Source organism: Tetragenococcus solitarius NBRC 100494, assembly GCF_001544195.1.
Classification (GTDB): domain Bacteria; phylum Bacillota; class Bacilli; order Lactobacillales; family Enterococcaceae; genus Tetragenococcus; species Tetragenococcus solitarius.
In genome coordinates this window covers 1-26,051 of sequence record NZ_BCPY01000002.1, presented here as the reverse complement: position 1 = coordinate 26,051, position 26,051 = coordinate 1, and the positions used below count along the sequence as shown (strand labels likewise).

27 protein-coding genes and 1 pseudogene are annotated in these 26,051 nt (G+C 35.5%); 17 read left to right on the top strand and 11 right to left on the bottom strand.

Features of this window, described 5'->3' with window-relative positions:
- Positions 1 to 6: 6 nt before the first annotated feature.
- Positions 7 to 1,716 (bottom strand): fibronectin-binding protein EfbA, encoded by a 1,710-nt coding sequence (gene efbA / locus TS1_RS00840; RefSeq protein WP_068706847.1) that lies wholly within the window; start codon positions 1,714 to 1,716, stop codon positions 7 to 9.
- Between the two features lie 175 nt (positions 1,717 to 1,891).
- Between efbA and TS1_RS00835 the strand changes: the two genes are divergently transcribed.
- From TS1_RS00835 to TS1_RS00770, 14 genes are all read left to right on the top strand, one after another.
- The gene (locus tag TS1_RS00835) at positions 1,892 to 2,458 is read left to right on the top strand and encodes a hypothetical protein (protein WP_068706845.1); all 567 of its coding nucleotides are present in this window, start codon (positions 1,892 to 1,894) and stop codon (positions 2,456 to 2,458) included.
- A 356-nt stretch (positions 2,459 to 2,814) separates the two neighbouring features.
- Positions 2,815 to 3,834, top strand: coding sequence for a tryptophan ABC transporter substrate-binding protein (gene trpX / locus TS1_RS00830; RefSeq protein WP_068706843.1), 1,020 nt, complete (start codon positions 2,815 to 2,817; stop codon positions 3,832 to 3,834).
- Entirely contained in the window at positions 3,831 to 4,718 is an 888-nt protein-coding gene (locus tag TS1_RS00825; protein WP_068706842.1) for an ABC transporter permease, read from the top strand. The genes trpX and TS1_RS00825 overlap by 4 nt, the downstream gene beginning before the upstream one ends.
- Complete coding sequence (locus TS1_RS00820) at positions 4,715 to 5,479, top strand: ABC transporter ATP-binding protein (protein ID WP_068706840.1); 765 nt, start codon at positions 4,715 to 4,717, stop codon at positions 5,477 to 5,479. Before TS1_RS00825 ends, TS1_RS00820 begins: the two co-directional genes overlap by 4 nt.
- Before the next feature lie 458 nt (positions 5,480 to 5,937).
- Positions 5,938 to 6,804: a shikimate dehydrogenase gene (gene aroE / locus TS1_RS00815; protein WP_068706838.1), complete on the top strand. Its 867-nt coding sequence runs from the start codon at positions 5,938 to 5,940 to the stop codon at positions 6,802 to 6,804.
- Between the two features lie 94 nt (positions 6,805 to 6,898).
- Positions 6,899 to 7,939: a 3-deoxy-7-phosphoheptulonate synthase gene (aroF, locus tag TS1_RS00810; protein ID WP_068706837.1), complete on the top strand. Its 1,041-nt coding sequence runs from the start codon at positions 6,899 to 6,901 to the stop codon at positions 7,937 to 7,939.
- A gap of 5 nt (positions 7,940 to 7,944) precedes the next feature.
- Complete coding sequence (gene aroB / locus TS1_RS00805) at positions 7,945 to 9,000, top strand: 3-dehydroquinate synthase (RefSeq protein WP_068707049.1); 1,056 nt, start codon at positions 7,945 to 7,947, stop codon at positions 8,998 to 9,000.
- A gap of 141 nt (positions 9,001 to 9,141) precedes the next feature.
- The gene (gene aroC / locus TS1_RS00800) at positions 9,142 to 10,308 is read left to right on the top strand and encodes a chorismate synthase (protein ID WP_068706835.1); all 1,167 of its coding nucleotides are present in this window, start codon (positions 9,142 to 9,144) and stop codon (positions 10,306 to 10,308) included.
- An 11-nt stretch (positions 10,309 to 10,319) separates the two neighbouring features.
- The gene (locus tag TS1_RS00795; protein ID WP_068706833.1) at positions 10,320 to 11,417 is read left to right on the top strand and encodes a prephenate dehydrogenase; all 1,098 of its coding nucleotides are present in this window, start codon (positions 10,320 to 10,322) and stop codon (positions 11,415 to 11,417) included.
- A 9-nt stretch (positions 11,418 to 11,426) separates the two neighbouring features.
- Positions 11,427 to 12,710, top strand: a complete 1,284-nt coding sequence (aroA, locus tag TS1_RS00790) for a 3-phosphoshikimate 1-carboxyvinyltransferase (protein ID WP_068706832.1) — start codon at positions 11,427 to 11,429, stop codon at positions 12,708 to 12,710.
- A 2-nt stretch (positions 12,711 to 12,712) separates the two neighbouring features.
- The gene (locus TS1_RS00785; protein WP_068706830.1) at positions 12,713 to 13,222 is read left to right on the top strand and encodes a shikimate kinase; all 510 of its coding nucleotides are present in this window, start codon (positions 12,713 to 12,715) and stop codon (positions 13,220 to 13,222) included.
- On the top strand, positions 13,223 to 14,056 hold the full coding sequence (pheA, locus tag TS1_RS00780; RefSeq protein WP_068706828.1) for a prephenate dehydratase: 834 nt from the start codon (positions 13,223 to 13,225) through the stop codon (positions 14,054 to 14,056).
- Positions 14,057 to 14,175: 119 nt separating this feature from the next.
- The gene (locus tag TS1_RS00775; protein ID WP_068706827.1) at positions 14,176 to 15,267 is read left to right on the top strand and encodes an LCP family protein; all 1,092 of its coding nucleotides are present in this window, start codon (positions 14,176 to 14,178) and stop codon (positions 15,265 to 15,267) included.
- Between the two features lie 81 nt (positions 15,268 to 15,348).
- On the top strand, positions 15,349 to 16,197 hold the full coding sequence (locus tag TS1_RS00770; protein WP_068706825.1) for a DegV family protein: 849 nt from the start codon (positions 15,349 to 15,351) through the stop codon (positions 16,195 to 16,197).
- A 112-nt stretch (positions 16,198 to 16,309) separates the two neighbouring features.
- Here TS1_RS00770 and TS1_RS00765 read toward each other — a convergent pair whose 3' ends face one another.
- Entirely contained in the window at positions 16,310 to 17,578 is a 1,269-nt protein-coding gene (locus TS1_RS00765) for a cytochrome P450 (protein WP_068706823.1), read from the bottom strand.
- Positions 17,579 to 17,724: 146 nt separating this feature from the next.
- On the opposite strand from TS1_RS00765, the gene TS1_RS00760 reads away from it, so the two are divergent.
- A complete protein-coding gene (locus TS1_RS00760; RefSeq protein ID WP_157061623.1) occupies positions 17,725 to 18,747 on the top strand; it encodes a hypothetical protein in 1,023 nt (340 codons plus the stop codon).
- A gap of 505 nt (positions 18,748 to 19,252) precedes the next feature.
- On the opposite strand, the gene TS1_RS00755 is transcribed toward TS1_RS00760, so the two are convergent.
- The 5 genes and pseudogenes from TS1_RS00755 to TS1_RS00735 form a co-directional block, all read right to left on the bottom strand.
- Positions 19,253 to 20,143: a tyrosine-type recombinase/integrase gene (locus TS1_RS00755; protein ID WP_068706818.1), complete on the bottom strand. Its 891-nt coding sequence runs from the start codon at positions 20,141 to 20,143 to the stop codon at positions 19,253 to 19,255.
- Positions 20,140 to 20,349, bottom strand: a complete 210-nt coding sequence (locus TS1_RS00750) for a type II toxin-antitoxin system RelB/DinJ family antitoxin (RefSeq protein WP_068706816.1) — start codon at positions 20,347 to 20,349, stop codon at positions 20,140 to 20,142. The genes TS1_RS00755 and TS1_RS00750 overlap by 4 nt, the downstream gene beginning before the upstream one ends.
- Before the next feature lie 171 nt (positions 20,350 to 20,520).
- Positions 20,521 to 21,030, bottom strand: a complete 510-nt coding sequence (locus tag TS1_RS00745; protein ID WP_068707047.1) for a QueT transporter family protein — start codon at positions 21,028 to 21,030, stop codon at positions 20,521 to 20,523.
- Positions 21,031 to 21,152: 122 nt separating this feature from the next.
- Positions 21,153 to 21,893: a 3-oxoacyl-ACP reductase gene (locus TS1_RS00740; RefSeq protein WP_068706814.1), complete on the bottom strand. Its 741-nt coding sequence runs from the start codon at positions 21,891 to 21,893 to the stop codon at positions 21,153 to 21,155.
- Positions 21,890 to 22,114: pseudogene (locus tag TS1_RS00735) on the bottom strand (DUF2829 domain-containing protein). The gene TS1_RS00740 and the pseudogene TS1_RS00735 overlap by 4 nt, the downstream one beginning before the upstream one ends.
- 139 nt (positions 22,115 to 22,253) lie before the next feature.
- On the opposite strand from TS1_RS00735, the gene TS1_RS00730 reads away from it, so the two are divergent.
- Positions 22,254 to 22,529 carry a type II toxin-antitoxin system RelB/DinJ family antitoxin gene (locus TS1_RS00730; RefSeq protein ID WP_068706812.1) on the top strand — a complete coding sequence of 92 codons (276 nt, stop codon included), beginning with the start codon at positions 22,254 to 22,256 and terminating at the stop codon, positions 22,527 to 22,529.
- 81 nt (positions 22,530 to 22,610) lie between these two features.
- Positions 22,611 to 22,715, top strand: a complete 105-nt coding sequence (locus tag TS1_RS12825) for a type II toxin-antitoxin system mRNA interferase toxin, RelE/StbE family (RefSeq protein WP_322785875.1) — start codon at positions 22,611 to 22,613, stop codon at positions 22,713 to 22,715.
- A gap of 147 nt (positions 22,716 to 22,862) precedes the next feature.
- Here the strand turns inward: TS1_RS12825 and TS1_RS00725 are convergent, their stop codons facing one another.
- The 4 genes from TS1_RS00725 to TS1_RS00705 form a co-directional block, all read right to left on the bottom strand.
- Positions 22,863 to 23,330 carry a YbaK/EbsC family protein gene (locus TS1_RS00725; RefSeq protein WP_068706810.1) on the bottom strand — a complete coding sequence of 156 codons (468 nt, stop codon included), beginning with the start codon at positions 23,328 to 23,330 and terminating at the stop codon, positions 22,863 to 22,865.
- 476 nt (positions 23,331 to 23,806) lie between these two features.
- Complete coding sequence (locus TS1_RS00715) at positions 23,807 to 24,772, bottom strand: D-2-hydroxyacid dehydrogenase (protein WP_068706806.1); 966 nt, start codon at positions 24,770 to 24,772, stop codon at positions 23,807 to 23,809.
- Between the two features lie 50 nt (positions 24,773 to 24,822).
- Positions 24,823 to 25,482, bottom strand: coding sequence for a hypothetical protein (locus tag TS1_RS00710; protein WP_157061622.1), 660 nt, complete (start codon positions 25,480 to 25,482; stop codon positions 24,823 to 24,825).
- Positions 25,483 to 25,510: 28 nt separating this feature from the next.
- Positions 25,511 to 26,005 carry an AAA family ATPase gene (locus TS1_RS00705; protein ID WP_068706803.1) on the bottom strand — a complete coding sequence of 165 codons (495 nt, stop codon included), beginning with the start codon at positions 26,003 to 26,005 and terminating at the stop codon, positions 25,511 to 25,513.
- Positions 26,006 to 26,051 lie beyond the last annotated feature (46 nt).

The following is a 26,051-nucleotide window of genomic DNA, read 5'->3' as shown; positions in this document are numbered from 1 at the left end:
GATTTTTTAATTTTCTTTTTGAAGTTGTTCAATTTCTTTTTTGTTTGGAGTAACAAAATATGTCGTTTGGTTTTCATAAATGACAAAACCTGGTTTAGCGCCATTCGGTTTTTTTATATGTTTGACTTGTACCATATCTACTGGAACTGAAGAAGAAAAACGGTATTTGGAAAAATACGCTGCTAATTTAGCTGCTTCAATAATCGTTTCTTCTGAAGGGTCAGCGCTTTGTATAATAACATGAGAGCCTGGAATATCTTTTGCGTGCAGCCACTGATCGGTTTTTTTGGCAGTTTTAAGCGTTAAACGATCGTTTTGCAAATTATTTTTCCCCACTAAAATCGATGTGCCATCGCTGGCTACAAAATGTTCTGGTTGTGATTTTTTATCTTGTTTTTTCCGTTTTTTCCGTTGTGGCTTGATATAGCCTTGGGCGACTAACTCTTCTTTAATCAATTTTAAATCAGTGGGCGAAGCTAATTCAATTTGTGTCATAACAGTTTCTAAATAAGCAAGTTCCTCTTTGGCTTCTTTGATTTGTTGCCCTACAACTTTAACAGCATTTCGCAATTTCTGATAACGTTGGAAATATTTTTGCGCATTTTGACTAGGCGAAAGGGCAGGGTTCAATGAAATTCGAAGTGGCCGATTTTCTTCATAATAATTAGGTAATTCGACGTATTCACGCCCGCGTGGAACTTGGTCCATAAATGTTGTTAAAAGCTCGCCTTTTTGCCGAAATTCTTCTGAATTTTTGGAATCGGCCAAGGTTTGCTCTCTTTTTTTCAGCTTGGTCTGATTTCTTTTTATTTCATTTTCAACTCTTTTAATTAAAAGGTTGCCCTGCTGTTTGACTCGATCTCTTTCTGCTTTTTCCAAATAAAAGGCATCTAATAACTGACTTAAGCTAGGATATGTTGTAATTTCTGTTTGCGTTTTTTTTAGATAATGGTAAATAATTGGCGTGAAAAATTCTTTTTTTTCCGTTTTCATAAAGCTAGGCTGTGTATTTTGAATTAATTCAGTAAAAAAAGAGGACCAAACTAGCATTTTTTCATTTGGTTTTTCATTGAGCCGAAAAGCTAGCTCATCAGCTGTATCCCGTCCTAAACCTTGAAACTGAGACTGTAGTGCTTTACCTGTTAAATCGTTAAGCGTAGAAATCCGATCAAAAATCTGGGCGTTTTTAGCAGTAAAAGGATTTAAGACTTCTTGTTTTGGCGGGGCAATATAGTCAGCACCTGGTAATAGTGTACGATAAGTATTTTGCGATAAACCGATATGTTTAATAGCATCTAAAATCTTTCCTGTTTCTTGGTTAAGCAATAAAATCGTGCTATGACGCCCCATCAATTCAACAACCAGCACAATATTTTCTAAATCGCCTAATTCATCACGGTGAGAAAAGGTAAGATGAATAATTCGGTCGTTTTCTATTTGTTCGATGGACTGTAAAATAGCACCGTCCAAATACTTCCTTAACATCATAACAAAGTTAGGCGGAGTTTCTGGATTATTATATTGCATGGTCGTTAATTGAATGCGAGCATAATTCGGGTTGGCCGATAACAGTAATTTGTGGTTTTGACGCTTAGAACGTATAACAAGCACAATTTCATAATCGTAAGGTTGTTGAATTTTATGTACCCGTCCATTTTGTAGTTGCTCGGACAATTCTCTTATCATAAGATGGGTAAATATACCATCAAAGGACATGATATTCCCTCATTTCTTCCATTTGTCTTTGTCTATTATAACGAATTCTGAAAAAGAAAACAAAATGTAAGGTAAAAAATAATAGAAGGTTTTTATGATTGTGCTTGACGGCAGGGTTTGTTTATTGCTAGTATAAAATAAAATGACAAGTGTTAAAGCAGGTGGAAAAGGGTAGATGATCAGTCGGTTGGTTAAAAAAATAAAAAATAGTCTACAAGCTATTGGACATCGTTTTGTTGATACAATTTATGCAAATAAGAAAAAGAGTATTATCAGCATCCTTTTGGGACTTATCATCGTGACAATGCTAACAGTTTTAACGTTGACTGTACATACTAAAATACGTGCTGCTCAAATGGATAATTTAATTTATGAGGACCTTCCTACAAATAAGATTGCTCCTTTTTCCTATGGACAAGGAGATAAAGTGATTAAGGATAAAAAGGCTGTTTCAGTAATGTTTGCTAAGCCCAATCAAGCTGATACGCAACAAGCGTTAAAAATCATTCAACAAAAGGAAAAGGAGTTAAATCGTAACTTTTATTATTATCCGATTATTTATCAAACAGATGAGATTGCCCGTACTTATGATTTATCCCCAGATGATGTAACGTTTGTCTTTTTTCAAGATGGCAAAGAAAAAAATCGATTTACTCTAAGTTCTGTAGACAATCCTGAAGAAAACTTTATTCCAGAATTAAATCGTTTGCCGATGTGGAACATTAACGTACAAGAGGAATAAAAAAATAGTTGACGTAAAGATAAGAATCAGTTATGATTAGCTCAAATTAACAAAAGAGAGAGGAGAAACTATCATGGAAAACGTTTATGTAAATCAACCAACACAAACATGGCAAAGCTGGTACAAAACGTTGTATTGATAGGTTATTTATTTCTCCTATAGATACAACTTTTTAGAAAGGACACTCTAAAGTTTTGTATCTATGCTGGTCTACATATGTAAAACTACCGCATAGATCTTTCATCTATGCGGTTTTGTTATTAAGACAGTTGCCGCAAAGACAATTGTCTTTTTTTATTGCAAAAATTTGTAGAGTGTTTTTTTCAAGCTACAATAAATAGAAACGAGGAAGGTCAATGAAAAATAGAGGGCTTATTTTAACAATTATTATTCTATTTGCAACGCTCATTATTACTTTTGTTTTTGAAGCGGGACAGTCTACTTCAAAGTCAAAGGACGATACAGAAGAAGGCCATAAAACTGTAGGAATATTGCAATATGTTAGCCATCCTGCACTTGATGAAATTAGACGCGGAGTAGAAGACGGCTTAGAAAAAGCAGGCTATGTTCAGGGGAAAAATTTAACGATTGATTATCAAAATGGACAGGCGGATCAAAGTAAATTAGAGACTATGAGTCAGCAATTAGTCCAAAGTAACCCTGATGCCTTGGTAGGGATTGCTACACCTGCTGCTCAAAGTTTAGCCAATACCACTAAAGGCATACCTACCGTCTTGGGGGCAGTGACAGATCCTGTAGGAGCGAACTTGGTTGATGATATGCAAGAACCTGGCGGCAATCTTACTGGCGTTTCTGACAAAGCACCAGTCGACCAACAAATGAAATTGGCTAAAGAATTATTGCCAGAAGTAAAAAAAGTAGGTATTTTGTATTCATCAACAGAAGATAATTCCAAATACCAAGTCGCAGAGGCAAAAAAGGAAGCAGAACGTGCGGGCCTTCAAGTAGAAACTTACCCAGTTCCTTCAGCCAATGAAATTACACAAACCGTCCAAACAATGGGAGATAAAGTGGATATGATTTATATTCCTTTAGATAACACGATTGCCAATGCTATGCCAACAGTCGTCAATGAAGCCAATAAAAAAGAAATTCCAATTATTCCGTCAGTGGATACGATGGTTGAACAAGGCGGATTAGCTACTAACGGTGTTAATCAATATGATCTAGGAGTTAAGTCTGGAGAAATGCTAGCAGATATTCTTGATGGTAAGGCAAACCCTGCAAGTACGCCGATTTATACGTTTGATACAGGCGATATTATTGTGAATAAAAAACAGGCAGAAGAGCTAAATATCGAGCTGCCAGAATCTGTTAAAAAAGAGGCGACTTTTGTAGAGGAGGAAGACGAATGATCATTTCATCAATTGGACAGGGTTTATTATGGAGCGTACTTGGTTTAGGTATTTTTATGACCTACCGTATCTTGAATTTTCCAGATATGACCACAGAGGGGTCTTTTCCTTTAGGAGGAGCTGTCTGTGTGACTGCAATTATTCATGGCTATTCCCCCGTTGTAGCTACTCTTTTAGGGGTATTAGCTGGAATGTGTGCGGGTCTTGTAACCGGCTTATTATATACTAAAGGTAAAATTCCTGTCATTTTATCCGGTATTCTGGTAATGTCAGCTTTAAATTCGGTGATGCTATTTGTTATGAAATCACCTAATCTTTCTTTATTAAACCAAACAAGTGTTTTAAACTTCTTTACAGAGATGCATCTACCGCCTAATTTTGATACGGTATTTTTAGGAATGACAGTGGTTATTGTCATTATTGCCGTGTTATTCTTTTTCTTTAGTACCGAATTTGGACAAAGTTATATTGCAACAGGGGATAATGAAGCAATGGCTAAATCGTTAGGAATTAAGACCGATCGGATGAAAATTACCGGTTTAGTTCTTTCTAATGGTGTAATTGCTTTATCGGGTGCCTTAATTGCACAAAACGATGGCTACGCTGATGTGAATAAGGGCATTGGGGTGATTGTGATTGGTCTATCCTCTATTATTATAGGGGAAGTTTTATATGGAGAATTAACTTTTTTTGAGCGCTTAATAGCGATTGTAATAGGAAGTATCATCTATCAATTATTGATTTTATTGATTATTCGCTTAGGTTTTGATACAACTTATCTCAAATTGTTCTCTTCAATTGTTTTAGCATTATGCCTGTTGATTCCCCAATTTAAAGAAAAATTACAGTTGAAAACAGGGTTTGAAAGTGAGGGCAAAAAATGACAGTTTTAGAAATGCATAACGCCACTAAATGGGTTAACAATGGTCCTAAAGAGAAGAAAACTTTATTGGATCATATTGATCTTTCTATTCAAGAAAATGATTTTATTACCGTGTTGGGAGGCAATGGTGCCGGGAAAAGTACTCTGTTTAATACCATTTCAGGGACGATGCCTTTATCTTCCGGGAAAATTTTTATCAAAAATCAAGAGGTTACTCAGACGAGTGAAGAAAACCGGGCTTCTTTTATTTCTAGAGTTTTTCAAGATCCTAAAATGGGTACAGCACCGCGAATGACAGTGGCAGAAAATCTACTACTAGCTAAAAGCCGAGGAAAAAAGCGGCGATTTCGCTTGCGTCAATTAAAACAAAACCAAGAAACCTTTTACCAGTTAACAAAAGAAGTTGGAAATGGATTAGAAAATCACTTAAATACGCCCGCAGGTGATTTATCTGGCGGTCAGAGACAGGCGTTAAGTTTATTAATGGCGACAATTCAAACCCCACAATTATTGCTTTTAGATGAGCATACAGCAGCCCTTGATCCTAAAACATCTAAGTTGTTGATGCAGATTACGGCCCAACGAATCAGTGAACAACAATTAACTTGTTTGATGATTACTCATCGCATGGAAGATGCATTACAATATGGAAATCGAATGATTGTGATGAAAAAAGGCGAAATTGTTCAAGACTTAAATGCACAAGAAAAAGCTAAGTTAACGATGACTGATCTATTGCAATTTTTCGAAGAGATCAATTGAAAATGAAAAAAATTGTTGACTTTTCTTTAGCTTTTCTCTATACTATGTTCAATCTCATTTCAGTTTGGAGCGCTTACTATGATAAAAACAACGCAAATACAACTGAATAATTACTACTTTAGCTATTTTAGATAGGTTTGTATTCATAAAACATGGATACAAACACGACCAACGTTTGTATCTATGATGGCTAGAGTAATTTGAAGTGATAGAAGAGGCCGCATAGATCGTTAAAATCTATAGCGAGCCGTAAAATAATTTTTATTGATGTCTACACTGTTTAAAGGTGTTCGCTATAGTTTTTAACTTAGCGGACACCTTTTTTTGCTGTGAATCACTACGATTTAGCGACCCAAGGGAGCTAAGAGTAGCTGATGAACAGTACTAGGATGGCGCAAGTGAGCGTAGTGTCCGATGTGTCTTTGAGATAAATAGCTAAAAGCAGGGAGGAAAAAAAGTTGGAAGTACAAATAAACGGAACCACTCGATTGGTTGGTTTTTTCGCTCACCCGGCCAAACACAGTTTATCGCCTAAGATGCAAAGTCTGGCGATGCAATTAACCCATACTGACGCCATTTACCTTGCTTTTGAAATAAAAGAAGAGCAATTAGCTGCAGCGATTCAATCGATTTTTACTTTTGATATGTTAGGAGCAAACATATCAATGCCACATAAATCAGCAGTTTTAACACATCTAGATGGTTATACAAAAAGCTGCGCTTTGATCGGTGCCGCCAACACAATTGTAAAAAGAAATCAACAACTGTTCGGTTATAACACTGATGGTATTGGTTTTATCCGAAGTCTGCAGGCCGCTGGCGTTAGTTACAAAGAAAAAACAATGACGATTTTAGGCGCGGGTGCAGCAGCAACAGCGATTATTTGCCAAGCAGCTTTAGCAGAGTTTAGGGCTATTTATATTTTTAACCGGCTTGGACCTCGTTTTGATCAAATGAAAGAAAAAATCAAAGAAATTCAGCAACAGACAGCCTGTAAGGTGACTTTGACAGATATCCAGGATGAAAAAACTTTAAAAGATACTATTTATGACTCAGAGATTTTAGTGAATGCGACAAGTGTGGGAATGCAAAATGAAGATTGCCCGCTTCATGATTTTTCCGTCTTACGAAAGGATTTGGTCGTTTATGACGTTATTTATCAGCCCGAAGAAACCTATTTACTTAAGCAGGCCAAAAAACATCAGGCTAAGACGATAAACGGTTTGGGTATGCTTTTATATCAAGGAGCTGCTTCATTTGAATTGTGGACACATAAAAAGATGCCGGTGGAAAGAATTCAGCCCATTTTAGAAGAGAAAAAGTAAGTAGGTTAATAAATATCTGTAAATGAAAAAAAGAGCATAGCGGTGACAGAAAGAAGTATCCAATGTTTTTATAAAAATAAGGGAGTTAGCGATTATGATTATTATTATGGAATCTGGTGCAACAAAAAAACAAGTAAGTAAAGTGATTAATCGTGTGAAAGATATTGGTTTAGATGTGCAAGTCAATCAAGGTAAAGAGCAGATTGTTTTAGGGCTCCTTGGTGATACTAGAAAAGTTCAAGACATTGCTTTTCACAGTTATGAAGGTGTAGAGACTACGATTCGGATAACCAATACTTATAAATTAACCTCTCGCCAGTTCCACCCGCAAGATACTGTGGTGGATTTGGATGGAGTTAAAATTGGCGATGGAAACTTTGTCACAATGGCTGGGCCTTGTTCAGTTGAGGGCCTTGAGCAAATAAGAAAAACAGCACAAATGGCTAAGGCAGGGGGTGCTAAGATTTTAAGAGGGGGTGCTTTTAAACCGCGAACATCGCCTTATGCCTTTCAAGGGTTAGAAGAAGAAGGATTAAAATACTTAAGACAAGCAGCTGACGAATTTGGGTTAAAAGTCATTACAGAAGTGATGGATGAAAACCATATTGATCTAGTGGCACAATATAGTGATATTCTACAAATTGGTGCTCGAAATATGCAGAACTTTAAATTATTAACAGCGGTTGGTAAAACAGCCAAGCCGATTGGTCTAAAACGTGGAATTTCCGGTACTATTGACGAGTGGCTTAACGCAGCAGAGTACGTGGCAGTTTCAGGCAAAAGTCCAGTTATTTTTATAGAACGAGGGATTCGTACCTTTGAAAATGCAACTCGCAATACTTTTGATTTAAGTGCAGTGCCTTTAATTAAAAAATTAAGCCATTTTCCAATTATTGTGGATCCTAGTCATGGGACAGGCGTTTGGGATTTGGTTCCGCCAATGGCACGAGCCGGGGTTGCCGCAGGCGCAGATGGAATGATCGTCGAAATTCATCCTGACCCAGAAAACGCTTGGTCAGATGGCCAACAATCGTTAAATGACAAAACTTACCAAAAAATGATGCAAGAAATTCAAATATTAAGTTCGGCCATGAAGGAAATTTCATCGCTGCAAGAACTTACTGTCAGGAGGTAAAGATGATACTTTCCGTAAATTTAAATCAGCATTCTTATCAAATAAAAGTACAACGCAATAGCTTAGCGTTATGTGGGGCTTGGGTAAAAAGCATTTGGCAAGAGAAAAAAGTAGCTCTTGTTACAGATAGTACAGTCAACCAAATTTACGCGCAAAAAGTAAAAGAATCTCTAAATGATCAAGGCTTTTCAACAACTGTTATGATGGTTCCTAGTGGTGAAGCAAGTAAGTCCTTGGAAATGGCAGAGTTGCTTTATAGCAAACTAACTCAAAACAATTTTACTAAAAACGATGGGATAATTGCTTTAGGCGGTGGAGTGGTTGGGGATTTAGCAGGATTTGTAGCTGCCACTTATATGCGCGGTCTACATTTTTTGCAGATTCCTACAAGCTTATTGGCTCAGGTTGATTCTAGCATTGGTGGTAAAACAGCAGTCAATATGGCAGTAGCCAAGAATTTAATTGGTTCATTTTATCAGCCTGACGGTGTTCTCATTGACCCTGATGTCTTAGATACTTTACCACAAAGTCGGTTAAAAGAAGGTGTAGCTGAAATTATAAAAGCAGCAGCGATCGCTGACACTCATTTATGGCAGTTACTTGATCGCTTAAAAAATCTCGATGAATTAAAACGCTGTGCTGAAGAAGTTATTGTTCCAGCATTAAAAGTAAAAAAACAAGTTGTAGAAGAAGATGAGTTTGATCAAAACCAACGCTTAATTTTGAACTTTGGTCATACCATTGGCCATGCAATTGAAAAAAACGCGGGTTTTGATACGATCAGCCATGGCGAAAGCATCGCGATTGGTATGGTGAAAATAACAGAACATGCTGAAGAAATAGGACTAACTGCTAAAACAACTACTCGGAAGTTACAACAGATGCTCAGCAAATTTGATTTACCACTAACTTTTGCTGATTTTGATGCAGTACAGATTAAAGAGGCGATTATTCATGATAAGAAGGTACGAAATGATCAATTAAATATTATTTTACTAGAAAAAATAGGAGAAGCGAAAATTGTCCCTATTCGTCTAGATACTATTGCAGAATATTTATAAATACGACGAATAATCAAAAAGGAGAATTTGGAGAAAGAATCGAAAAACATTATTCAAGTTTGAAAAATTAGGTAAGAGAAATAACGATATGCTTACCACAAATAGAACAATAAAAAAATCTAGAAATAAGGGGATATGATTATGCGCTATATTACAGCAGGAGAGTCGCACGGACCAGAATTAACTGCAATTATCGAAGGGTTACCAGCAGGGGTGCCTCTATCCGTTGAGGATATCAATTATGAACTTGCTCGCAGACAAGTCGGTTATGGTCGTGGAGGGCGTATGTTAATTGAAACTGATCAAGTCCAGATTACATCAGGATTACGCCATGGGAAGACGCTAGGGTCTCCTTTAACTCTAGTGATTGAAAATAAAGATTGGAAGAACTGGCGTAAGGTGATGGGCATAGAAAGTGTGCCCGAAAAACAAAAAAAGATACGTCGTGTGTCACGTCCTCGTCCTGGACATGCGGATTTGGCCGGAGGAATGAAATATCATCAAGAAGATCTGCGTAATGTGCTAGAACGATCGTCAGCTCGCGAAACAGCCCTTCGTACAGCTGTTGGCGCAGTTGCCAAAAAACTATTGACTGAGCTCGGTATGGAAGTTGCTGGACACGTCCGTACGCTAGGAGGAATTGAAGCAAGTATACCAGAAGCAATCTCCATTAAAGAAATTAGAGAAAAAGCTGAAGCTTCTGATGTACGAGTGGTTGATACGACAATTGAACAACCTATTCGTGATTTGATTGATGAGACGAAGAAAAATGGAGACACTATCGGTGGTGTCGTAGAAGTTTTAGTAGGCGGTGTTCCAGCTGGCTTGGGTAGTTATGTCCAATGGGATAAAAAACTAGATGCCAAAATCGCTCAGGCAGTTGTTAGTATCAATGCCTTTAAAGGGGCAGAGTTTGGTGTAGGTTTTCAAGCTGGAAAACTTCACGGTTCTGAAGTAATGGATGAAATTATTTGGGACCAAGAGAATGGTTATACACGCCGTTCCAATAATTTAGGAGGATTTGAAGGCGGAATGACAAATGGCCAGCCTATTGTAGTACGTGGTGTGATGAAGCCTATTCCAACGCTATATAAACCATTACAAAGTGTAGACATTGATACAAAAGAACCTTACAAAGCAAGTGTAGAGCGTTCCGATAGTACTGCTGTGCCAGCAGCTAGTGTTGTTTGTGAAAATGTTGTTGCCACAGTAATTGCTCAAGAAGTGTTAGAGAAGTTTTCAAGTGATTCGTTTACTGAACTACAAGAAGCCGTGGCTAGTTATAAAACGTATTTAAAAAATTATTAGGGGATATCATTATGTCTAAACAAACCGTCATGATTATAGGGCTTGGTTTAATTGGCTCTTCTTTAGCTGTATGTATAAAAAAAGAACATCCGGAGGTATTTATCTACGGTTGGGATAAATCCAGTGAAACAAATCAAACAGCGATAGAAAACAAAGTCATTGATCAATATCCTAAAAATTTTGATAAAGCTGCGCAAAGTAGCGATGTCATTGTCCTTGCTGTGCCAGTAAATACCGCGCGATCTTACTTGAAAAAGTTGGCTACTCTATCTTTAAATAAAGAAACATTGATTACTGATACAAGCAGTACAAAACAAGAAATCGTCCGCATAGCGCATTATTATGACTTAAACTTTATAGGGGGGCATCCGATGGCAGGCTCTCATAAATCAGGGATTTTAGCCTGTGATGAAAATCTTTTCGAAAATGCTTATTATATTTTTACGCCTACAAAGACGGAAGAACAAAACCAGATTGAATACTTGAAAAAATTATTTGTGGGTACACGAGCGAAGTACGTCTTGTTAAATCCTAAAGAACATGATGAAATTACTGGGATTTTAAGTCATTTGCCTCACATCATAGTTTCTGGTTTAGTCAATTTAGCGGATAATTTTAACCAAAAACATCCAAGGGCTGAACAATTAGCAGCAGGCGGTTTTCGTGATATCACTCGTATTGCTTCTTCTAATCCTCAGATGTGGACAGATATTTTATTAAGTAATCGACATATCTTAATGCATATGCTTACTCAGTGGCAAAAGAAGATGTCTCAACTTTCATTTTGGCTAAAAAATGAAAACACTGAACAGATTTATCACTTTTTTGAAAAAGCGAAAGATTCACGTGATCAACTTCCGGCCGGTAAAAAAGGAACGATTCCAGCTTTTTATGATTTATTTGTAGATGTTCCCGATCGACCTGGAAGCATCGCTGAAATTACTAGTTTGCTAGCAAGTGTTGCCATTTCTTTGACAAATATTAAAATCTTAGAAACTCGAGAAGAGATTATCGGAGTTTTACAGTTAACATTCAAAAGTGAGAAGGACTTAATAGCGGCAAAAGAACATATTGAAAGCAAAACGGACTATCATTGTCGCTTGCAGTAGGAGGGAATTATGCGATTATTATCAACCGACGCTTTGCAAGGAAGTATTGATGTTCCAGCAGATAAATCAATTACTCATCGTAGTGTGATGTTTGGTGCTATTGCAAAAGGCCAAACCAAGATTAAAAATTTTTTACGAGCGCAGGACTGTCTGAATACACTACAAGCTTTAAAAGAATTGGGTGTACCCATTTACGACGACGGAAACACAATCACAGTGACTGGCGTAGGATTTAGCGGTTTAACTTCAGCTCGTCAAGCCATTAATGTGGGAAATTCAGGTACGACGATGCGTTTGCTCTTAGGCATACTTGCAGGAGCGACATTTGAAACGAAACTAATAGGAGACGCTTCATTAAATAAACGGCCGATGCAAAGAGTAATTTCTCCTCTAAAACAGATGGGAGCAACAATCATGGGAGAAAATCAGCAAGAATTTCCTCCACTAATCGTCAAAGGAAATAGTCATCTAACTCCTATTAAATACACTATGCCTGTTGCAAGTGCCCAGGTAAAGTCGGCTATCTTATTTGCGGCTTTGCAGGCTGAAGGGCAGACGAAGATTATTGAAAAAGAGCTTTCTCGCAATCACACAGAAGAAATGATTGCACAATTTGGCGGAAAGATCCACATAGATGGGAAGATAATCTCTTTGTATGGTCCGCAAATTTTAGAAGGACAAGATATTACGATTCCTGGCGATATTTCTTCTGCGGCTTTCTTTTTAGTCGCAGGAGCGATTGTACCTAATAGTGAGGTTATTTTAAGAAATGTCGGAATGAATCCTACACGCATAGGAATTATCGATGTCATGAAGCAGATGGGAGCCCATTTGCAAATAACAGATAAGGATCAGGTAAATCAGTCAGCAACATGCATTATAAAATCCTCTTCTTTAAAAGCAACGATAATTAAAGGAGCATTGATTCCTCGTTTGATTGATGAACTACCAATTATTGCTTTATTGGCCACGCAAGCTCAGGGAACGACTATTATCAAAGATGCCCAAGAATTAAAAGTGAAAGAAACAAACCGAATTGATGTAACAGCTTGGCAACTGCAAAAAATGGGAGCCAATATAAAAGCAACGGAAGATGGCTTAGTTATCCATGGGAAAACACCCTTACATGGAGCCAAAGTCTCTAGTCATGGTGACCATCGAATTGGAATGATGTTACAAATTGCAGCTCTTATCAGTGAGGATTCTGTGGAGTTAGAAAAACCTGAAGCCATTGCTATTTCATATCCCAATTTCTTCCAGGATGTTAAGCAATTAGTCAAAAGGAGAAGATGATGATGGAAAATATTATACTCATTGGTTTTATGGGAGCAGGAAAAACGACCATTGGACGACTCTTAGCTCAAAAACTCAATACCCAACAACACGATTTTGATGAAATTTTGGTAAGACAAATAGGGATGAGTATTGCAGATTACTTTGATGCTTACGGTAGCGAATCATTTTGTAAAATTGAAACGAGGGTTTTACAACAAAGCCTACAATTAACAGGTATAATTTCTACGGGAGGTGGTATTGTATTAAAAAAAGAAAATCGTTTGTATTTGCAAAATCGTTCGAATGTTGTCTATTTAAAAGCTGACTTAGATGAATTAGTTCATCGTGTTGTTTTAGATAAGCGAAACGTCCGCCCTTTGGCAACTTCCAAATCTCCTGACGAGATTCGTGAAGTTTATCTGCCACGATTGCCCTTATATGAAGAAAGTGCAAAATTTATTGTCGATACCACAAAAAGATTACCAGAAGAAATTGTCCTAGAAATCTTAGAAAAAGTAGAGGTAATATAGATGAAAGTTGGTTACTTAGGTCCTAAAAGTTCATTTACTTTTCAGGCAGCAAACGAGCTTTTTGAAGAAAATAAATTAATTCCTTTTGCGTCTATCCCATTAACAATTGAGCATCTCGAAAATAAAACTGTTGACTTTGCCGTCGTACCTATCGAAAACTCACTGGAAGGTTCAGTACATGCAACAGTAGATTATTTGTTTGATCAGCCTACAATTACAGTAAAAGAAGAAATTATTTTACCAATCCGTCAACAATTACTGGGAACAGAAGCTGTTAAACAACCACAAAAAATTCTTTCTCATCCGCAGGCTCTTGCCCAGACAAAACAATACCTAAAAAAATATTATCCGGAGGTTCCTTTAGAAGCTGTAAGTTCGACAACTTTTGCAGCTCAGTATTTGGCAGAACACCCCAAAGAGAAGGCTTTAGCGATCGCTTCTGAAAAAGCAGCAAAAGAATATCATTTAAAAATTCTAGCATCAGACATTCAAGATCATACGACAAACCAAACGCGTTTTTGGGTATTAAGTCTTGATAAGAAACAGCAAATAGCTAGCGATCTCGAAGATAAAAAAGTGACGCTTTTTATCATTTTGCCGGCTAACTTACCTGGCGCTCTTCACCAAGTATTGTCTGCTTTTGCCTGGCGTAAAATTGATCTGTCTAAAATTGAATCACGTCCTTTAAAAACCTATCTGGGGGAATATTTTTTTATTGTTGATATCGTATTGGACGAAAACAAAGCCTTAATTAAAAATGCGATTGCAGAAATTGAAGCGTTACATGCCAAAGTACAATGGGTGGGAACGTATCCGATAAATAAATTTACTTAAAAACAATGCCCTTGGTGTTGTTTTTTTGTTAAAATGTTTTTAAAACATCTAATTCTTTTATTTTTCTTTATTATGTAATATTGTATGCTAATAATGAATAACGGTTTGGAGGAAAACAAATGAGCCGGATGGATAGGTACAAAAACGAAGAGGAAAAAGCACGTCAAGCTTCTAAAAAGGGTTCAAACGGCAATATTTTTGCCCGTAGACGTATCCCATCGCAGGATGAAAATGCTGATTATACCGATGATTATGAAAATAATAATTCTGCTCCTGCAAGCGGAAAACCGCCTAAAAAGAAAGTCAAGAAGCAGCGTAAGAAGAAACATCGTTTTTTACGTTTTATTCTTACACTATTGATTTTGCTTATTGCTTATTCAGGCATTTCTTTTTATTTGGGAGAAAAAGCTGGCGAAAGTGAAAATAGCGACCTTCCAGAAACAGAAACGTTTAATGGATTCACGGATTCTGATGGAGCAAATAATATTTTACTAATTGGTAACGATAGCCGCGGCGAAGACAATGCTCGTGCAGATACGATTATGGTTTTACAATTAGATGGACCTGCTAAAAAACCTAAGTTGCTTTCCTTTATGCGGGACACTTATGTAGACATACCGGGTGTAGGTGAAAATAAAATTAATGCTTCTTACGCTTACGGCGGGGCCGATCTGGTACGTCAAACGTTATCACAAAACTTTGGGGTTGACTGTAAATATTATATGACACTGAATTTTGAAACTTTTGAAAAAGTGATAGATACATTATTTTCTAATGGTGTTGATATTGATGCGGAAAAAAATATGAGTAAAAATTTGGAAGTCCCAATCAAAAAAGGACCACAAAAAATGAATGGTCTAGAACTATTACAGTATGCTCGTTTTCGTATGGATGAAGAGGGAGACTTTGGCCGTGTACGCCGCCAGCAACAAGTAATTTCTGCAGTTTTTAGTGAACTTAAAAACCCGATTGCTTTGTTAAAATTACCTTATGCTGCAGGAAAAGTTATAGGGTATTCGGCAAACGATATACCGATGAGTTTTTTAGCAAAGAATAGTTTTTCGCTTATTAAAGGTGCTTCAGGCGTTGATCGTCTAAGTGTTCCTGCCAAAGACACTTGGAGTTATGGGCAAAGTTATGATGGAAGCAGTGTTTTATGGATTGATCAACCAGCAAATCAACAAGCCATTCAAAACTTTCTGGCAAAATAATAACAAGTGCTTCCAAATGAATAGTTGTTTATGCTATGATAAATGACGAAGTATGAAAAATGCTTGAAACGAGGATAAAGAATGAAATTAGCAATTGTCACTGATAGTACGGCTTTTTTGCCTGATAGGGTGAAAAACCACCAAGATTTATTTGTCATACCTATTCCTGTTATTTTAGATGGGAAAGTTTACAATGAAGGGGTTGATATTAAAGCCGATGAATACTATAAATTATTGAAAAAAAGCAAAGAATTTCCAACAACTTCTCAACCAACTTTTGGAGAAACATTGGATTTATATAAACAATTAAAAGAAAAAGGATACGATACTATTATAAGTATTCATTTGTCTTCTGGTATTTCTGGCTATGTCACAAATCTGAACAGCATAAAAGATAGTTTAGAAGGAGTAAAGATCATTCCTTACGATTCGAAGATTACTAGTATGCCAATGGGGCATATGGTAGAATCAGCTTTAGATATGTGGGATGCCGGCAAGACATTAAACGAGATTTTAGAACATTTGGACATCATTCGATCCAATACTTATGCTTACTTGATCGTTGACGACCTAAATAATTTGGTCCGTGGCGGACGTTTAACAAATGGAGCTGCTTTGATCGGGGGGTTATTAAAAATTAAACCAGTACTAATGTTTGAAAATGGCAAGATTGTTTTATTTGAAAAAATACGTTCGATCAAAAAAGCACTACGGCGTTCAGAAGAGGTTATTGGAGAACGCAAAAGTGAAATTAGCCAACCGGTAAAATTATACGTTATTCATGGAAATAACTTAGAACTAGCAAAAAAAGAAAAAGCACGCTTAGAGAAAGCTTATTCAGGTATTACAGTAGAAATCGGTCACTTTGGACCAGTGATTGGCACTCATTTAGGAGAAAAAGCGATTGGCTTTGCCATTTGCGCGGAATAAAGTAAGAGCTCTTATTTTGATTATTAACCATATTATAATTATGTAAACTAAATAACTAATATAAGAAATGCACCAAAGTTACTTTTAAAAACTTCGATGCATTTCTTTTTGTTTATTCATCTTTAAATAATAAAACTTTGTCTTCCGGGAAGGTAGGGAATTTGTTCATCGGAACTTTCCAATTTTGCTCAGGCACAGAAAATTTGTAATTATTTACTAAATTATCACTGAATACACGTAAAGTATGCAAAGTAATCCATTCACCAGCACAACGATGCATTTCACGAAAATCTCCGCCACCTTGAGCAATCATTTCGTACTCTTCATCGTATGAAATTTGTTTTGTACGACCTACATAACGATCAATGACAAATGAATCAGGATTTTCCAGTGACCGAGCGTCATGATTTGTTCCATAAAGATCTAATACGACCCAGCTTCCTTCAGGAACTAAATAGCCATCAATGTTAACGTCTCTTTTACTAATGGCAGGAACCATTGGGAAAAATGGATAGTAACGTCGCATTTCTTGAATAAAAGAGTCTTGTAAGTGTTCAAAGTTTTGTTTTAATTTTTTATAAACATTATTTGGTCCAAACAGTGCATCGCCCATTAAATCTACCCATACAGTAATTGCGACAGTTGGACGAATGATATTTAAAAAGTCAACGGCAGCAATGTTAAGAGGGAGTCGGTTACCATTAATGTCGGTTGCTTCAGCAAAGGCGTATAGGGCTACATTTTCTTTTCCTGGAACAGGATTATTCCTTGCCTCTTTCAGTAATTCTTGTGCCCATTTTTCAGCTTTTTTCCGTCCTTCTAAGCCTTCCAAATGATCGCTTACTGAATTTACCGTACCTTCAAACATGCTTACTTGCGTATCGGCTAGTTTATCGATTTCTTTTGCAGAATAATTTCCTAGGTTAACACCGGCCCACTTACAAATTGCTTTAAAAAGTACATTCTTTGTCAAATGATACAATTCAAATTGACCTGTTTGTGCGTCTAATTCTTGTGTTAAAGTCTCTTCTAGAATTTTTCGGTAATCTTCCATTCGATCAGGGGTCATTAAGTCCATGAATATACTTTTGCGTTTATAATGTTCATCTCCATCTAATGTCTGTACACCGCCTTCGCCTTGTAAAGTTTTCAAAATAGGAGTGGGCATAGCTTTCTCACGCTTAAAGTTTTTGGCATCATAAAATTTTTTTGCAGCTTCTTGTCCATAAATAGCAATAATTTCCTGGTTTAGAAGGGAGGCTTTTACAACAGGAGCGTTTACTTCACTACGCAACTTTCCTAAAACTTCATAGCCTGTATTATAGAGGTCCTTTAAGTCACTTATTTTTACTTTTGTTTCGGGAATTTCTTTGAAAGCCATTTTCAATATTCCTCCTTATATTATCAAGTGGTTACAATTTTATTCTAACGTACTTTAAAAATAGAAACAAACATTTGTCATTTTATTAAAAGCTTTTCTTTTTATGAATTTTCGCTATAATTTAGATTAAGAGGGGAGTGGAAGCAGTGCTATTTTTTTTAGTAAACGCCATTTTATTTTTTGCTTTAGGGCTGATTGTTTTTTATACAGAGAAAATCCGCTCCTTAACACAAAATGACTACCATCCTTTACAGCAAATTTTAAAAAAATACCCAGAATTATATCAATCTTTTAAAGAAATAAAAACAGAAAACGCAGCATTTTTAGTACCTGGCTTATTAAAAGCACAAACCTTAGAAAAGGAAACGAAAAATTTAGATGACTGCCATGATATGACGCCTCAAGGCTTGGCCATCACTGAAGATTATTTATTTATTTCGGCGTATTGTTCTAGCCATGAACATCTTTCTGTCATTTTTATGCTGGATAAAAAGAAAGAAAAATATATAAAAACGATTATTTTAAAAGACCGTACACATGCTGGAGGGTTAGTTTATGATGAAGATAACCAATGTTTATGGGTTTGTGCAGCTGCAAAAGGACACGGTCGAGTTGCTGCGATTACTATGGAAGACATCTTAAATTACCAAATAACAGCAAAACCAAAACCTATTAATTATGCGCAATATGTTGATTTTCCTTCGATATATCAAGCTTCATACATCACAATGAACGAAGAAGCATTACTAGTAGGGACTTTTGTTAAAAATAAAAATGGAGTAGTAGCAAAAGCATCGTTAGAAAAAGATGTTGACGATACGGCATTTTATTTAGTTGAAAATAAAGAAATAACTGTCCCTAAAAGGACCCAAGGGTTGGTTTTTTACAAAAATTATTGCTTGGTGTCACAGTCATTTGGGCCCGTAAATTCCAAAATTTATGTGTTTTCAAGCGAGCAGTTTTATGCTGATACATTAAACAAGAAAAATGCTCTAACAGTGATTAAAGCACCTCCTTATCTTGAACAATTAGCTGTTTTTGATGACTATTTATATACGCTTTTTGAAAGCGGTGCGGCAAGCTACCGGGAAAAAACAGCAAAATTTCTCATGGAAGTCGTTGTATTTTATTTACCTACGTTACTAAATCTAGAGGAAGATGATGAATGAAATGATAGGAAGGTAAAATAACAATAAATATTTTTATGTGCCTATATTATTGTATAAGATAAAAATAAAGTTATTTAAAATGATAAAATCACAATAAAGATTATAATAGCGAATCAATGTTTGTTTAGAGATTAACATTGGTTAGAAGTCTACTAAATGAATGGACAGTCAGCGGTTATAGTTGATATAAACAATAAAATGATAAGTTTTTCTGAGGTAAACAATTAGGATGATTTATAATTTAAAACTTTTATTTTGTTTATAAGCATTACTAGAATATAATAATGAGAAACAGCAAGTCCGAATGGTTAATAATTTAAAGAAGAATCATCAATCAAAAATATGTTAAATTATGAGAGGATGTTAAGGAGTAACTTGATTGAGTGTAACGTAAATTAATCATATATAACTTTGTATAATATATATTATGTAAACTAGAATATAAAATTTCTAGTTTACTTAGTATAAAACATATTTATTGTCCCTTTTCTTAAACTTATATTTGTTATTCATCGATTTTTTTCCTTCCTCTAGGTAAATAATCATAAATTGCTTCTCGTAATGTTTCATATCTTAGTTGCGTGTAATAATTTGTTGAGCTTACGCTTTTATGACCAAGTAATACTTTAAGATATAGAATATCCATCTTCTGGTTTATTAAATAAGCAATCATACTTCTTCTTAATTTCAATGGACTAATCTTGATTTGATAATGCTCACTGATTTCACGAAATAATTTAGTAACATGATAAAAAGTAACCTTTGCGCCTTTGTTTGTAATTAATAGATGATCATGTTTTTGTTTAAATTTTTTCATTCTAGTTTTCCGAAAATAAAAATAATTATCGTATTGCTCGTATAAATAGTTATTTCCAATAAGAAAACGGTTATCTTTTGGAACGTAAAAATAAATACTTTCATTTTCTAACTCTATTTTATCTGCTTTTAAACTAAGGATTTCATTTGTTTTTGCTACAGTTGCAATAAACATGTTTAATAAATAACGATCAGGAAACGTAAGATTTTTGTCATCATCTATTTCAGTAAGAAAAGCTAATAATTCCTCTTTGTATAAAATATCATTCGAAGGTTGATGATGGTAATGAATATCTGTATAAGCAAAAGGATTTTCTTTTATGATATTCCGATATACATAAAAATCTAAAAAATTAGAAATGATATTTGTTTTACTATAAACTGTACTTTTGCTATTTTTAAGCCACATGGATTCTAAATAATTATATTGTTCTTTCTTTGGTACGATCATGTCTTCTTTTAAGGATAGATAAGAATTGAATTCAAACAATATTCTTTTTGTTGATTCAATCGTTGCTTTAGAAAGCTTTCTTTTTCGTTGATTCATTAAATAATAATTAATAAGTGTAGAATTTTTCATTTTGAACTTTCATTACCTGAATCGGTTTCTCGTTTGAAGTCGGTTAGGTCTATTTCAAATGGCAGTCCTTTATGTAGTACAACTTGGCTGTAAAAAACTGTTAATGCCGTAGAACGATCTAAACCTAAGTCTGTTAAGATTTTTTCCGCTTGAGCAATTAACGCTTCATCCTCTTTATTGATTGGTATTTTAATTATTTCTTTCATAATTATTGCCTCCCCTCCACCCTCATTAAAAAATATAAACTAACCTTCTAAAATATCTTTAAACATTTCATCTAAATTGCGTCAGCTAAATCTTCAGTAAAAATATTTTGTGCTTCATCGGCTAACTTTTTATCAACTCTTACAATCCCCTCCCCTTATTCAACAAAAAAGTTATTTCGTTAAATCGACCTTTTCTCCGATAAAATAGATAATGATGCCACCCACCGTCATTGAAAGCAATTCACCAATGCCGATAATTAACCAATTATAAAAGAACGGTAAATCATACAAAAACGTTAATTGTCCAGCAACTGTAAACATTGAAAGTGCAAAGACAATCGCAGTAATGACCATTTTGTATTTCATATTTTGAAGATATTTTGTTAATTGATGGTTAACAACCAATATTAAAAACGTGCTTACACTTCCAACGACAACATCTAATAAGCCATTCGGTGAGGAGAGATTGGCGATAGCAACACCCAATGTAATTGCCCAAATGTACTGTTTATTGTACAATGCTAAAAAATTGAACATCTCAGATAACCGAATTTGCACTGCACCAAAACTAATGACAGATAATACAACTGTTACGACTACGTATAAACTTGTTACCAATGCCATTTTGGCTACTTCTTGTGTTGTCCAGTGAGTAACTGAATGTGCTTTTTCTTTATTCATTTCTTCTTCTCCTTTGCAAGGGTTTGCCCTTGGTAATAACTGCGACCAAAGGATTGAAGTGTCGCAGTGTGGAAAACCACTAGTTCCATGATAACGAAAAAGGCTCAATTTGCAAGCTATTTTTATTTTAACAACCAACCACCATCGACTGGCAGAATCGTTCCCTGCATATAACTAGAGCTTTCACTGGCTAAAAATAATGTCACTGAAGCAACTTCTTCAGGTTGTGCCCAACGTTTAGCAGGCGTTTCGTCAGCTACCCATTGGGCCATCGTACCATCGCCTTTAAAATCTGCAGCATTCATTGGCGTTTGAATTGCTCCTGGCGCAATGCCATTGATATGAAGTCCTTTTTCTGCATAATCTAACGCTAATTGTTTCGTAAAGCCAGCAATTGCATGTTTAGCTGAAGTATAGGCGATACCGCCGCCCCCAGCAACAAAACTTGCCACTGATGCCATGTTAATAATTGTTCCAGAGGGTTTTTTTATCATCTGTGGAATGATTTCTTTAGTTATGACAAACATACTCGTTAAATTAGTTGCTAGCACTTTTTGCCACAAGTTGATATCAGTTTCTTCAATTGTTTGATAGGCATCTAAAATTCCAGCAGTATTCAATAAAATCTCAATATCGCCAAAGTGCTGCTGACAAACTAAAACCGCTTTTTGACAAATATTTACTTGGGTTAGGTCTCCAGAAAACGATTGAAAATGCGAGTCGTCGCTCAGCTTACCAAAGTCCGTCTGAACATCCACACCAAATACGAAACTACCGGCTTCTAAAAATTTGGTCGCCTGTGCATAACCAATTCCTGAAGCAGCACCTGTAATAAAAACAACTTTACCCTGAAACTCACTCATGCTTTCACAACTTTCCAATCCTCAGCTAAAAGATCGCAAACAGTTGGTGCAAAGCTTGAAAAACCCTCATCAGCTGTTTTAATCAAAAAATAAGGAGTCACTGGACAACCATCGTATTCTTCTTCTGAAACCAGAGTCACATATAATTCAAAACCACTCTAACCCTCGCGAATAATTTTTTCTCCTTGTTTTAATTTTGGTAAAATTTCCTCAAATGACATTGTTATTCCTCCATTTTTTCTAGTTGTAACATAAAACGAGCTAAAAACCCCTCCATCCTAACAAATTGTATGTGTCTAATATATACACATTGGTAGTACAATGGTGTATAATAGAATTATCAATAAAGGAGAGATCAAAGTGAGTGATAAAAATCGTAATGATAGCCGTTTAAGCATTCGTATTGACGGTGAATTAAAAAAACAAGCTAAAGAAGTTTACAGTGAGCTAGGTATGGACTTAACAACCGCTGTCACCATTTTCCTTAAACAGTCTGTAAGGGAAAATAGCATACCTTTCCAACCTCATTTAGAAAATCCTGGTAATATTCAAGCTAGACTGGAAGCAAATTCAGACAATCTTGAAACTTTCGATACAGTAAAAGAACTTATGGAGAGTTTAAATGCTGAAGATTAGGTACATGCCACTTTTTAAAAGAGATTATAAAAAGATACTAAAAAACATTATAATCCAAAAAAATTTGAACGGGTTATAGAATTGCTAGTTCACAGACGCCAAAGTGAACTTACTAGAATTTACAAGGACCACGCGCTGACAGGAAATTGGCAAGGCTTCCGTGAACTGCATATTGAAAAAGATTGACTGCTCATTTATAGGATTGACAGCGATAAACTTTCCCTTACTCTCACCCGCACCGGCAAACATGATGAATTATTATAACAAAGTAGTTAATGAACATTAATTCATTGTCTACTTTGTTTTTCTTTTTTGTTCCTTTGTCAATCATTCTCAATCTTTTGCTACATCTATCCACTCTTTAGCAGATGAATATTTTTCTAATTCGTTAGGCGTTAACTCTACTGCGCTTTGACTATCACCCGCTGCGGGATAAATCCAGTCAAAATTTTCTAGTGATCTGTCTAGATATACATCTACATCAGTATTGATCGCAAAAGGACAGACGCCTCCGGGTGAATGTCCAATAGCTTCCTCAACGGAATCTTTTGGAATCATTTTCGCCCTTTTTCCAAAAAAAGATTTATATTTTTTATTATCAACTCTAGCATCTCCTGCCATCACGATAAGAATATTTTTACTTTTGTCCAATGAAAAGGACATTGTTTTAGCGATTTTTTCAGGCTTGCAACCTAATGTTTGGGCGGCTTGTTCCACTGTAGCACTAGATCCATTCAAAACTTTCACGCGATTTTCCATTCCTAGTGTTGCAAAATAACTTTTTACACGCTCTAAAGACATAAAACATTCCTACCTTTCATCATCTTATCCTATTTTATCAAAGTAAATTAGGTGCAAAAGTACTAATTAACACCGTAATCAAAATGATCAATACAGTGGTTAACAATATAAAAAAAGTACTAACGCCCTCAAAATATGCTTTATTTTCAAAAGAAATTGCTTTAAAACTACGTTCATTACTAAAGTAATAAACAACTGGAATGATAACGAATAGGATAAATAATATTTCTATCAAATTTATCCAATGAAATGGTTGAAAAAGAAAATAAATCATTATTAGAAATGCACTTGTCCAAAAAACTTGTTTAAAAGAGACCTCTTTTCTTTTTCGAAACACTAAATCCACTCCTCTACTTACTACTGATAAAAACAACTTAGTGATAACGTTACAATAAAACGAACTGCAATTCAATTGAAAATTCACAAAAAATAAGCAAGAAAGCTGAAATACTTTCTTACTTATTTTTTGTTACTTCCTAGCTAGTCACTGTATTTTGCTTTCGACCCGCTAGAAATTCTTTTAAATTGCTAACGACAATATCTAATAATCGCTCTCTTGTTTCCTTTGGAGCCCAAGCTATATGTGGTGTAACGTAACAATTTTTAGCCGTTAATAAAGGACTATCTTCATTGATTGGTTCATGTTGTGCTACGTCCATGGCTGCTGCAGTAAGTTGTTCGTTGTTCAACGCCTCAGCAAGGTCTGCTTCATTGATCAAACCACCACGCGCAGTATTAATCAAAATCGCGGTATTCTTCATTTTTTGTAGTGAAGAACGGTTAACCAACTCTTTTGTATCAGGAGTTTGTGGTACATGTAAGCTAACGACATCAGACTGGATTAACAGTTCATCTAGGCTAACTTGTTGTAACCATTCATATTTACTATTTTTAGGACGATGGTTATAAAAGATAACCTTCATTCCAAACGCATGACCAATTTCAGCAACTTTTTGTGCAATTCGTCCAAATCCAACCAATCCCAGTGTCTTTCCTTGTAGTTCTGTCAGAGGTGCAGCAAAGAAGCTAAAGTCAGGATTGCTCGACCATTGTCCTTGGTGTACCAGATGATTGTGTAAACCGACTTGACTCGTGATTTCCAACAATAAAGCGAAGGTGAATTGAGCTACCGCCTCTGTTCCATATGACGGAACGTTAGTTACTATAATCCCAGCTTTAGCTGCCACATCAATATCGATAATATTATAACCCGTAGCTAAAACACCTATATATTCTAAATTAGGAGCAGCGTTAAGAACCTCTTCATCCAAAGGTGTCTTATTCGTCAAAACGATTCGTGCGTCACCGATTCGTTGTAAGATTTCTTTTTTATCAGTAAATGACGTCCTATCATAGATCTCGCATTCTCCAATTTCTTTTAGTGGTCTCCAATCAATATCACCAGGATTTAAAGAGTAGCCGTCTAAAACGACAATTTTCATTTATTATACCTCCCAAATGGAAAATTTAACTTTCACATTCTCTCTATTGTTTATTTAATTTGTGTGTTTCTTGTTTCATCATAATAGGGTTTTAGGTAATCAAAACCTGATAAGATTTGTTTTACTAGGTCTTCTAATTTTTGATATCGCTGAATGTCTGGAATGTCATATTTTACCAGAATTTTTCTCACTTCGCCCTCTTCGATTTTTTGGGGCAAATTTTGAATGATTGAATCTCCTGCAAAGGCATCTGTTTCTGGAGTTTTCCCCCGTATAGCAAAGTAAACTGGATTTTTTAATGGTACATTTAAGACTTTATTTTGTAATTTAGGAGACACTTTTGTTGCATATCTTTCAATAAAACTGAGTTCAGTTGAAAGACCTACAGTTTCACTTTCACTATCATAGAATAAGCGAATGGCAAATGTTGGCTCATATAGTTCAGTTTCTTCTGAAAAGAAATAGCAGAAAAAAAGCGGTGTTGCCTTTTGTGCTTGGTTCATCCAGCTGCTAACTTTCTGGGCTTTCACATTTTCAAATTGATCTTCAACGAGTTTAATTATTTGCTGAAAGACTACTCGAGCTTGCTGACCAGTTTTTTTAAACGTCTCCATTTCAAGTTTTCTATCTCCTGCTTTGTCTGGAGCAATATATTGTTGGTTATTGTAATCCATATATCGCTTTAAAGTGTCAAAGTCTAGCATATACATGAAACACCTCTCTATTTTGTAAGATAATCTAAAAAATTAGGTCTTTTAAAATCATGTCTATAATTTGTTGTTGATTCATCTCTGCAGTAATCATTTTCTCATTTGGAAAATGTAAAAAATCTTTGTCTATCCACCATTTTTTTAATTCATTCACTCCGTATTCTTGGGCCTTTTCTTTAGTATTGTGGCGTTTTAGTGTTTCTTCAAAAGGAAGGTCAAAATAATAAGGATAAATAGATTGAAACTCACTTGCTAATTCAATGAACATCTCGCGATAAATGGCTGAAGGAGTAATTCCTTCTACTACAATATAATCACAAAATCTTTTTCCGTATATCGCATTCATTTTTATAAAATGAATAGCTAAGTTATTCGGACGATCTTTTACTCCTAACATTTCTCTACGAATTAAATCCTGAGAAATTACCAGCAGACTTCCAGCTTTAAATTCTTTTTGCAAATCGTGAGCGATCGTTGTTTTTCCAGAGCCCGAATTCCCTCTTAAAATAATTAAGGTCGACATTATAGAAACTCCTTTTTTACTTGTAAAAAACGTTAAACCAAAATTT